This is a genomic window from Flavobacterium sp. (assembly GCF_036515215.1).
Lineage (GTDB): Bacteria > Bacteroidota > Bacteroidia > Flavobacteriales > Flavobacteriaceae > Flavobacterium.
Genome location: NZ_DATBVQ010000102.1, coordinates 1 through 10,251 on the forward strand (window position 1 = coordinate 1; position 10,251 = coordinate 10,251).

Annotated in this window: 9 protein-coding genes and 1 tRNA gene; 8 read left to right on the top strand and 2 right to left on the bottom strand. The window is 39.8% G+C overall.

Annotation, left to right across the window (positions count from 1 at the left end):
• Positions 1–60: 60 nt before the first annotated feature.
• Positions 61–133, top strand: a tRNA-Phe gene (locus VIH09_RS07010).
• Between the two features lie 127 nt (positions 134–260).
• Here the strand turns inward: VIH09_RS07010 and VIH09_RS07015 are convergent.
• Both VIH09_RS07015 and VIH09_RS07020 read right to left on the bottom strand, forming a co-directional pair.
• A complete protein-coding gene (locus VIH09_RS07015) occupies positions 261–869 on the bottom strand; it encodes a 3'-5' exonuclease (protein ID WP_331579280.1) in 609 nt (202 codons plus the stop codon).
• Positions 870–2,789 (bottom strand): DUF294 nucleotidyltransferase-like domain-containing protein, encoded by a 1,920-nt coding sequence (locus tag VIH09_RS07020; RefSeq protein WP_331579282.1) that lies wholly within the window; start codon positions 2,787–2,789, stop codon positions 870–872. It abuts the gene before it with no gap.
• Positions 2,790–3,008: 219 nt separating this feature from the next.
• Between VIH09_RS07020 and VIH09_RS07025 the strand changes: the two genes are divergently transcribed.
• From VIH09_RS07025 to VIH09_RS07055, 7 genes are all read left to right on the top strand, one after another.
• Positions 3,009–3,428 carry an IS1/IS1595 family N-terminal zinc-binding domain-containing protein gene (locus tag VIH09_RS07025; protein ID WP_331579284.1) on the top strand — a complete coding sequence of 140 codons (420 nt, stop codon included), beginning with the start codon at positions 3,009–3,011 and terminating at the stop codon, positions 3,426–3,428.
• A 107-nt stretch (positions 3,429–3,535) separates the two neighbouring features.
• Positions 3,536–4,774 carry a hypothetical protein gene (locus VIH09_RS07030; protein WP_331579286.1) on the top strand — a complete coding sequence of 413 codons (1,239 nt, stop codon included), beginning with the start codon at positions 3,536–3,538 and terminating at the stop codon, positions 4,772–4,774.
• 27 nt (positions 4,775–4,801) lie between these two features.
• Positions 4,802–5,062: a DUF4212 domain-containing protein gene (locus VIH09_RS07035; protein ID WP_331579288.1), complete on the top strand. Its 261-nt coding sequence runs from the start codon at positions 4,802–4,804 to the stop codon at positions 5,060–5,062.
• A gap of 28 nt (positions 5,063–5,090) precedes the next feature.
• On the top strand, positions 5,091–6,842 hold the full coding sequence (locus VIH09_RS07040; protein ID WP_331579290.1) for a sodium:solute symporter family protein: 1,752 nt from the start codon (positions 5,091–5,093) through the stop codon (positions 6,840–6,842).
• 85 nt (positions 6,843–6,927) lie between these two features.
• On the top strand, positions 6,928–7,122 hold the full coding sequence (locus VIH09_RS07045) for a hypothetical protein (protein WP_331579292.1): 195 nt from the start codon (positions 6,928–6,930) through the stop codon (positions 7,120–7,122).
• Complete coding sequence (locus tag VIH09_RS07050; protein ID WP_331579294.1) at positions 7,115–9,817, top strand: sensor histidine kinase; 2,703 nt, start codon at positions 7,115–7,117, stop codon at positions 9,815–9,817. Before VIH09_RS07045 ends, VIH09_RS07050 begins: the two co-directional genes overlap by 8 nt.
• A 2-nt stretch (positions 9,818–9,819) precedes the next feature.
• A complete protein-coding gene (locus tag VIH09_RS07055) occupies positions 9,820–10,182 on the top strand; it encodes a response regulator (protein WP_331579296.1) in 363 nt (120 codons plus the stop codon).
• The last annotated feature ends 69 nt before the right edge of the window (positions 10,183–10,251 follow it).

Here is a 10,251-nt window from a genome sequence, read left to right on the forward strand (position 1 = left end):
TTTAAAAAAATGTTTTGGATATACTAAAAATCATCCTATATTTGCACCCGCAATAAGCACGGTACCTTAGCTCAGATGGTAGAGCAATGGACTGAAAATCCATGTGTCCCTGGTTCGATCCCTGGAGGTACCACAAAACCCAAACAGAAATGTTTGGGTTTTTTGTTTATACTACAATTAGACAATAAATAACCCCTTTGCATTTATTGTTAATCCTGAAAATTACTCTCGTTTTCAGCAGTCACTTTGTTTACTATCTCTTATTTATTTTTAAGCCTCAAAAAAACCAAAGCGGTAATGAAGGCGTCCCCTGCAGCAGTGTGCCTGTCACTTTTTTGGATTTTAAAAATACGGCACAATTCATCCAGACTGGAATGCTGGTCTTCTTGCAGTCCTTTAAATTTTTGATACATCAAATCCGTATCCATACTGCGGTTTTTGAGTTTGCCCAGACCCATGCGCCCTAATGCCGCATTGACCATCTTGATATCAAAACGCACATGATGTCCAACCAAGGTCGAATCTTTAATGAAATCAAGAAACTGGATTACAGCTTCAGTTTCGCTTAGTTTTTTCTCTTTACCCATTTTCAAAATACCGTGGATGAGGACTGATTCTGTTTTGAAAATGTTCTGCTCCACAAAAAGCTCTAAATAGTCATTCACAACAATCGAGTTGCCAGAAACCCCTACGGCACCTACAGACAAGATTACATCGCTTCGGAGGTCCAAACCGGTTGTTTCAGTGTCAAAAACCACAAATCTTTTTTCATTTTCTGAATCTGATTTAGATTCAAAACAAGCCAAATAGTTTTGCCAAAATTCGGGATAGTTTTTTTTGTCTTTTTTAAACCAATTAAATAGCGCCATCTACGTAAAATAAGTAAGTTGGAAACGAGTTCTAAGAATCTCTTGAACATCACGAATGGGATGAAAAGCGTTTTTAAGCTTCACCTTATCTAATTTAGTCAATTTATTTAGGTCCAAATACCTTCCCCCTGAATCACTTGCAAAGCCTTCTTCGGTTCTGAATTTCAGCAAAATAGAAAATGCTTCAGAACAGGCTTCATATGTTGCCGCATTTTGCGGTTCTAAAGCCGCTAATTCTCTAAACCGGACAAGAGTATTGTTTACCCCCGTAATTTTCTTCTCCAAAGACAGCAAGCGGGCAGCATCGATCAACGGCATTAATCCCCGGCTTTTCACGTCAAAGGTGTCTTTGTGTTCCCCGTCCTTCTCTACCAGAAACTGCCTAAAGAAACCAAGTGGAGGCGGATTTTTTAAGGCATCGCTTCCCAAATAAGCAAAGAAAATTTGGTTGTTGTTTATGTTTTTAAAAATATTGGCCGTGATTGCTTCAACCAAATCACTATCGCCATAAACAAAGTCATAATCAAAAAAAATGGAACACATAAGAATTCCTTTCTCGGCAGGACTATGTATCCAAGTATTGTATTGTGCGTTCCATTCTTTTAAAGATCGGCACCATAACGGATTACTGGCCATCATATCTGCAGGACAAAATTCATACCCAACGACATTGAGTATATGGGTGACGTTATCGGCCAATTGAAGAAAATACTTTTTAACGGCATCATGTCTATCTTCGGTTACATCTTCAAAAACCAACGCATTATCCTGATCGGTCAACAATAACTGTTCCTTTCTTCCCTGGCTCCCTATGTTCAACCAGGCAAACGGAACGGGAGGCTGCTCTCCCATTTTCATAACTGACAGTTCGATGGCCCTACTTGTAATGGCTCTATTGATTTCCCCAGCAATCTGACAGATATGTGCTATTGGAATATCTTCACTTAACGCATTCTTGATTAATTTAGTGAGGTTTTCCCTAACCGCTTTAAGTGCTTGGGCACTTTCGGCGCGCTTGCTCTGTTTTACCAATACTCCTGGATTATTTGCCTGAGCGACAACGACATCATGCTCAGAGATGATGCCTACAATTTCCGATTCGGCAGTGCCGTCCGAAGTCACGCATAGATGACCGATATTGTGCTGGAGCATCATCAGCTGAGTTTCGGCCACCGATCCGTTTGCACGAACAGTGATAACGGGAGTCGACATGATCTGCTCGGCCCTTGCCTCTATGGTAAAAAGACCGGTGGCTATTTTGGAACGCAAATCTTTGTCGGTGATAATGCCCAGTGGAAGCCGGCTTTCCTGAATGATGACGCTCCCTATTTTACGATTTGTCATCATTTCCGCTATTGATTTAACGGAATCTGTTCTACCGGCCGTTATGGGGTTTGAGGTATATGAAATGGGTTTGAAAAATTGAATTGTGTCGTCCCGTTCATTATAGATTACGCTTTCCGAAATCAGTTTGCCTTTGTTCTCGGTATCGTAAGGGTTGCGCGTATTGGACGCGAAACTTTCCAGCAAAAAAGTCGAGACTTGGGGATTTTCGAAAACATACGGTTTAAAGACAGCAATCGGAATGGCATAGAGCAGGCTTTCCTCGCTGGCCTCGGCAGTCATCAGGTAAGAGTCCCTGGCAAAAAAAGGCCGCAAACCCACGATGTCGCCCTCGTCACATTCATCGATAAGCACCTTTTCCGTATCATAAACGACCGATAAGGCGACCGCTCCATCTTTAACGATGTAAAAAAAGGAATGGGGCTGTTCATCAACATTAAAAAGCACTTGTTTTTTTTCCAAATGAAGTACTTGGGACTCCTTGGAAATGGCAATCAAATCCGGCAAACTAAGGCTGCAAAAGGGAGGGTGTTTTTTAAGAAAATCTGCAATTCGTTCGGCTATTGAATTTTTCATAAACGGTTCATTAATATCTAAAAATACAAAAAAAATGAACGTCACTAACCCATACTCATTTACGCCCGCTATAAACAAAAGAAAAATTTAATCGCTTCTTACCATAATCACATTAAATCCTCAGTATAAATAGGACTTTCGCAAATATTTAAACTTTTATTCACAATATTCTCTTAAATATAAATGCTAATTTACTATATTTATGCAAAATTTATATATATGGAGATTTTAGCCTGTCCCAAATGCCAAGGGAGCAACATCATCAAAAGCGGCGTCATCAACAGCAAACAAAGGTATTTGTGCAAAAAATGCAACTACTTCTTTACCGTTAATAAAATTGGTAAGAAAATAGATGACTACTATGTTACTAAGGCACTGCAATTGTATCTGGAAGGACTGAGCTACCGGGAAATCGAACGCATAATCGGCGTCTCGCATGTCACCATCAGCAATTGGGTGAAATCGTTCAACATAAAAAAGCCTTCTCACGGCAACTACCATCCAACCTACAAGATTTTTAGCCACTTGGAGTTGATAGAGTACATAAAAAACAAAGATTTGCTCTCCGGCGCCGGCATGATAATAACGGAACTCGGCGACAAGTTCATGCTCATAAAGTGGGAACGATTCAAGGACTAACTATAGCACTTTACACCTATATATACCATAATTTTTTTTCTTAACAAAAAATTAGAATTTGGCTCCGCTAAAACTAACCGTTTTACTAACCAAAAATTTAATTTATTATGAAAAAATTTTCTTTGATCGCAGTCATACTGCTATTCACTTTAAAGGGCTTTTCTCAAGGCTCCCCCGATTACGGTGCCGGAATGAAATTCAATTTGAATGAAGACGGCTCGAAGTACCTCAGAGTGCTATCCTGGGCGCAGATATGGGGCCAATACAATTCTGACCGCCCTTTAGACGGAAACGGTAACGAACAGGCTGACTTAGATTTTAGCGTCAGAAGAGCCCGTGTATTGATGTATGCGCAAATCAATAAAGACTTTTTAATCCTAACTCACTTTGGACTCAATAGCCTGAATACGGATTCAATGAGCCCAACAGGAAAGGGCGAAGGATCCCAATTATTCATGCATGATGTTTGGGCTCAATACAGCCTTGGCAAAAACAATGCTGTCGGAGCTGGATTGCATTACTGGAACGGAATTTCTCGTTTAAATAACCAAAGCACCTTAAACTTCATGACTTTAGATAACCAAAGACAAGCTTGGGCAACTTTGGGTTTATCAGATCAATTCGCTAGACATATCGGGGTTTATGCAAAAGGGGCTTTGGGAAAATTTCAATATCGAGTTGCCGTCAATGGTGCCTCGACCAGTAATTTAGAAGCGACCACGGTACCCACAAATGGTGGTGCCGCGACCTATACCGGCAAAAGGTTATTGGGCTCAAAAGAAGCGGACAGAACTTATGCCGGTTATTTCGAATATGGTTTTTTAGATTCCGAAAGCAACTTTTTGCCTTATAAAGTGGGTACTTATTTAGGAACTAAAAAAGTATTCAACATCGGAGCGGGTTTCTTTTCCCATCCTAATGGCTCAGCAATTGCTGATGCCGCAGGAAATTTAAGCGGCGACAATGTGACGATTTTTGGACTGGATGCTTTTTATGATGTTCCTATAGGGACACAAGGCGCCGCCTTTACCGCTTATGCATTGTATCAAAACACCGATTACGGAAAAGACTTTAGGCTAGGGACCACCTATGAAACGGGTTCCATGGTCCACGCACACGTAGGTTATGTACTTCCGGGAAAATCAAAAACACGTTTTCAACCTTATGTGTCTTACGACGAAAGACAAATAGATGCCATAAATGACAATGCCTCCCAGTTGGGCATCGGTGCTAATGCGTTTTTCAGCGGGCATAATTCTAAATTAACGTTAGAATACCAAACGTTAAAATACGCCACAAACAAATCGGTGAATACGATCACTTTGCAGGCAATGATATATCTATAACCAACTAACCTTTATTACTACACTATTATGAGCGATAAACAAGACAAAGCGACCGCGTATTGGAAGGAAAACCTACGATACTTACTGATTTTATTAAGCATTTGGTTTGCGGTTTCCTATGGAGCCGGCATCCTTTTCAAAACTGCTTTAGACTCCATTAAATTAGGTGGCTTTCCACTTGGTTTTTGGTTTGCACAACAGGGTTCAATTTATGTATTTGTCATACTGATATTTGTTTATGTTCGATTGATGAACAAATTAGACAAAAAGTACGGCTTCGACGAATAATATCAAAACTATATAAAAATAAAACATCATGGATTTACAAACTTGGACCTATATAATTGTCGGGGTAACATTTGCCCTCTATATTGGAATTGCAATCTGGTCTCGTGCTGGATCAACTAAAGAATTTTATGTTGCGGGAGGAGAGATTTCCCCATTGGCAAACGGAATGGCTACAGCCGCCGACTGGATGAGTGCCGCATCTTTCATATCGATGGCCGGTATCATTTCCTTTGATGGTTATGACGGTGCCGTTTATTTGATGGGATGGACCGGCGGATATGTACTTCTTGCCCTACTACTGGCCCCCTATCTTCGGAAATTCGGAAAATTTACAGTGCCTGATTTCATTGGAGAACGTTATTATTCGAATACTGCAAGAACAGTTGCAATTGTTTGTGCATTAGTAGTTTCTTTTACCTACGTGGCAGGACAAATGCGTGGAGTGGGATTAGTATTCTCTAAATTCTTGGAAGTTGATATCAATACCGGTGTGATCATAGGAATGGTAATCGTTTTGTTTTATGCCACTTTAGGCGGAATGAAAGGAATTACTTATACCCAAGTGGCACAGTACTGTGTTTTAATATTTGCTTTTATGGTTCCGGCTATCTTTATTTCTATCCAGATGACCGGAAACCCGGTTCCACAATTAGGAATGGGAGGAAAAGTTCTGGGAAGCGACACTTATTTATTAGATAAACTAAACGGGCTTTCTACAGACCTTGGGTTTTCTGTATATACTAACGGTACGAAATCAATGATTGATGTCTTTGCAATTACACTGGCTCTTATGGTCGGTACCGCTGGACTGCCCCATGTAATCGTTCGTTTCTTTACGGTTAAAAGGGTAAAAGATGCCAGAAAATCAGCTGGGTATGCTTTGGTTTTAATTGCGATCTTGTACACTACCGCGCCTGCTATCGCTGTTTTCGCAAAAACCAATTTGATTGAAACGGTAAACGGAAAAGACTACACTTCCATGCCTGCTTGGTTTACCAAATGGGAAACTACCGGTTTATTAAAATTTGAGGACAAAAACGGCGACGGCAAAATCCAGTATTACAATGACGGCTCTAAAGACGCCGCATTCTTAGCCGCGCAAGAAACAAAAGGAAACAAAGGAAGTGAGTTGATTATTGATAAGGACATCATGGTACTAGCCAATCCTGAAATCGCCAACTTACCCAATTGGGTTATTGCGTTGGTGGCTGCGGGAGCCTTAGCTGCTGCACTATCTACTGCTGCTGGTTTATTATTAGTGATTTCAGCTTCTGTATCTCATGATATCATTAAGAAAATGATTAACCCAAACATTTCTGAAAAAAATGAGCTTTGGGCTGCCCGTGGAGCTGCTGCAGTTGCGGTTATCATCGCAGGTTATTTCGGAATTAACCCGCCTGGCTTTGTCGCCGCGGTCGTCGCACTTGCGTTCGGATTGGCAGCTGCCTCTCTGTTCCCTGCCATCATTCTTGGTATTTTTGACAAAAGAATGAACAAAGAAGGCGCCATAGCCGGTATGGTTACAGGCTTGCTATTAATGCTTTTCTATATGTTGAAGTTCAAATTCGGCCTTTTCGATGGTGGAAAAGACGCGGTTGCCGGTCTAAAAGAAAGCTGGTGGTTCGGAATTTCTCCTGAAGGTTTTGGAACAGTAGCCATGATTGTAAACTTTGCTGTTGCTTTTACGGTGAAAAGTTTTACTCCGGCACCACCACAAGATGTTCAAGACATTGTGGAACACATCAGGATTCCTTCTGGTGCAGGTGAAGCGACACATTAGAATTCTAATAAATACAAAATAAGACAAATTGCTTTTTAATATACAATCTCTACAATTATTTGTGGAGATTGTTTATTTTCATTCCATGAAAAAGAGACACGAACAAAAATTGGTTATACTTTCATTGCTGATGTTATTAGCATTGAATATTCCGCTTCTGCTGTTATTTGACAGCTCGAAGCCACTTTTTGGATTCCCAATTGTCTACATCTATATTTTTTCGGGATGGTTGTTTTCCATTGCCATTACGTACCTAATCATAAAGAAATATTATGAGTAGCGCTGGACTTTTACTGATTTTAGGCCTCTATGTATTAATTCTTTTTTACATAGCGCATTGGGCTGAAAAAAAGCGCCATTCTAAATGGACCAATAATCCTTACATCTATTCCTTATCGTTAGCCGTTTACTGTACAGCTTGGACCTATTACGGAAGTATTGGCGTGGCTGCAGATTCTGGATTAAGTTACCTAACAATATATTTAGGCCCTATCATCATCATCCCAACATGGATGATTATCCTCAAAAGAATTATCCGAATTTCGAGAGTAAATAAAATCTCTAGCATTGCAGATTTCATTTCTTTACGATACGGGAACAGTCGCTTTTTGGGAGCATTGGTTACCCTGATTTGTGTTTTTGGGATCTTACCTTACATTTCTTTACAACTAAAATCAATCTCAGACACCTTTTATATTGTCACCAAAACCCAATACAGTTCCAACATATTTTCTGACACCACGACTTATGTTTGCATTGCGCTCGCCTTATTCGCGTCCTATTACGGGACAAAATACGTAGACGCTTCGGAAAAAAGACGCGGAATTGTTACGGCCGTCGCCATGGAATCGGTTTTAAAATTGGTTTTCTTTTTGATCATCGGTATATATGTGACGTATTTTGTATTTGACGGTTTTGATGACATTTATACCAAGGCGGCAGTCCTTCAAGATTTCGACAAAAAAAATTCAATTGGAGATTTAACAAATGGAATTAATTGGTTCTTTCTTTGCGTTTTATCCACATTTGCCATTTTCCTTTTGCCAAGACAATTTCACACCGCAATTGTCGAAAACAACAAAGAAACGCATATCCGAACGGCTATCTGGCTTTTCCCATTGTACTTGTTACTTTTCAACATTTTTGTTTTCCCAATCGCTTGGGGAGGAAATATCCTGTTTCAAGGGCAAGGACTAAATTCAGACACCTATTCCCTGTTGATTCCCCAGCACTTCAACAATAACTTCCTTACGGTTATCGTATTCCTAGGCGGATTTTCGGCAGCCATATCCATGATTATCGTTTCTTCAATCGCCTTGGCAACTATGCTGAGCAATAACCTGTTAATTCCATATGGATTTATTGGTGCTCTCGAAAACAAATCGCAGGAAAAGAATAGTAAACGCATCGTAAATAGCCGAAAAATCGGGATTTTTTCCTTGATTATTTTGGCGTATGCCATATACCGAATTTTTATTTTAGACTATTCTTTGGTTTCAATTGGCTTAGTTTCCTTTGTGCTGATCGCCCAATTGGCTCCCGCATTTTTCGGTGCTTTATTCTGGAAAAGAGGTTCGAAAAAAGGCGCCGTGACAGGCATTATTCTGGGATTTTTGATAAGTCTCTACACCTTATTAGTTCCTTATGCCATTGGACTTACAAAATCCACGAGTACGTTTATGCAAAATGGCCCTTGGGGAATCGAACTGCTAAAACCATTTCAACTTTTTGGCTTGGATTATTTAGAACCCATACCACACGCCTTTTTTTGGAGTTTGTTCGTAAACACGATCAGCTTTCTTGCCATATCAGTGAGTTTCAAAGGAAATTACAGGGAACGAAATTATGCCGAAATGTTTGTGGATATAGATAAATACATCACCAATCATGAAAATGCATTCGTGTGGAAAGGAACCGCATTCGTATCTGACATTCAAAAGGTATTGCAACGGTTTCTTGGCGAAGAAAGAACCAAGCGGGCGTTGAACATTTTCAATTCAAAATATAACATCGATAAAAACATCACCACAGCAGATGCCCGATTTATAAAATTTGCAGAAAATCTATTGACGGGACATATCGGCACGGCTTCCGCCAAAATATTAATATCGAGCGTAGCCAAGGAAGATAAGATCAGCCTGCCAGAGGTGCTGCGCATTCTTGAGGAATCGAAAGAGAACATCATCATCAACAAAAAACTGACCGACACCTCAAATGAGTTGAAGAAAATATCGGAACAGTTACGAGAAGCAAACGAGAAACTGGTGGACAAAGACATTCAAAAAGACGAATTTCTGGACACCGTTACCCATGAACTGAGAACGCCAATTACCGCGATTCGAGCGGCGACCGAAATCCTTCACGACGATGAAGATGATATTCCAAAAGAAGTCAGAAAACAGTTCCTAAAAAGCATTATTTCCGAAGCGGATCGTCTGAATCGCCTGATTGACAAAATTTTAGATCTGGAGAAATTCGAAACCGGGAAACAGAAAATTTATCTTTCGAAAAATGATATTTCCAAAACCATAGCTAACACTCTGGATTCAGTAAGACAGCTGATAATCAACAAAAATATCACTGTCGAATTTGACGGAACCGAAATAAAAGCATTCTATGACGAGGAGAGAATCATTCAGGTAATCCATAATTTATTGTCAAACGCCATTAAATTCTGCCCAAAAACGGATGGGAAAATAAGCATTTCCGTAGCCGAAAAGACCGAAGTTGTAGAAGTCAGCATCCACAACAACGGGGCAGGCATAAAAGCCGAAGATTTCGAACCCATTTTTGATAAATTTTATCAGTCGCGCGGCCAAAATGTAAAAAAACCAATAGGAAGCGGACTGGGGCTTGCCATTTGCAAGCAAATCATAGAACACCATAAAGGAAAAATTTGGGTGGAAAGCTCACCGCAAAAAGGAGCCACTTTTAATTTCACCTTACCCAATTACAATACAACTGAAAAACAATAGAGATGAAGAAAATTTTAATTGTAGATGACGAACCCAATATTGTTATGTCGCTTGAATACACATTCAAAAAGAACAATTTTGAAGTGTTCATTGCCCGTGACGGGCAAGAAGCACTGGACATTCTGAAAAACCAACTTCCTGATATAGTTATACTCGACGTGATGATGCCCATGGTTGACGGTTTTGCCACATTGGAACAAATAAAAAAAGACGAACGATTACAACATTGTAAAGTCATTTTTCTATCGGCGAAGAACAAAGAAAAAGACATTGAAAAAGGACTTTCATTAGGTGCTGATTTATATGTCGTCAAGCCTTTTTCCTTAAAAAAACTAGTGGACCAAGTACAAAACTTAATTCAATAATTTAGAATTTTCAAAATCATGAATTACAAAGATTTTTATGCCGAAAGTATTAAGCAACCCGAAAAATTT

Excerpts from the sequence above, each read along its gene's own strand:
- VIH09_RS07015 (WP_331579280.1), bottom strand. The coding sequence starts at position 869 with ATGGCGCTATTTAATTGGTTTAAAAAAGACAAAAAAAACTATCCCGAA.
- VIH09_RS07020 (WP_331579282.1), bottom strand. The coding sequence starts at position 2,789 with ATGAAAAATTCAATAGCCGAACGAATTGCAGATTTTCTTAAAAAACAC.
- VIH09_RS07025 (WP_331579284.1), top strand. The coding sequence starts at position 3,009 with ATGGAGATTTTAGCCTGTCCCAAATGCCAAGGGAGCAACATCATCAAA.
- VIH09_RS07030 (WP_331579286.1), top strand. The coding sequence starts at position 3,536 with ATGAAAAAATTTTCTTTGATCGCAGTCATACTGCTATTCACTTTAAAG.
- VIH09_RS07035 (WP_331579288.1), top strand. The coding sequence starts at position 4,802 with ATGAGCGATAAACAAGACAAAGCGACCGCGTATTGGAAGGAAAACCTA.
- VIH09_RS07040 (WP_331579290.1), top strand. The coding sequence starts at position 5,091 with ATGGATTTACAAACTTGGACCTATATAATTGTCGGGGTAACATTTGCC.
- VIH09_RS07045 (WP_331579292.1), top strand. The coding sequence starts at position 6,928 with ATGAAAAAGAGACACGAACAAAAATTGGTTATACTTTCATTGCTGATG.
- VIH09_RS07050 (WP_331579294.1), top strand. The coding sequence starts at position 7,115 with ATGAGTAGCGCTGGACTTTTACTGATTTTAGGCCTCTATGTATTAATT.
- VIH09_RS07055 (WP_331579296.1), top strand. The coding sequence starts at position 9,820 with ATGAAGAAAATTTTAATTGTAGATGACGAACCCAATATTGTTATGTCG.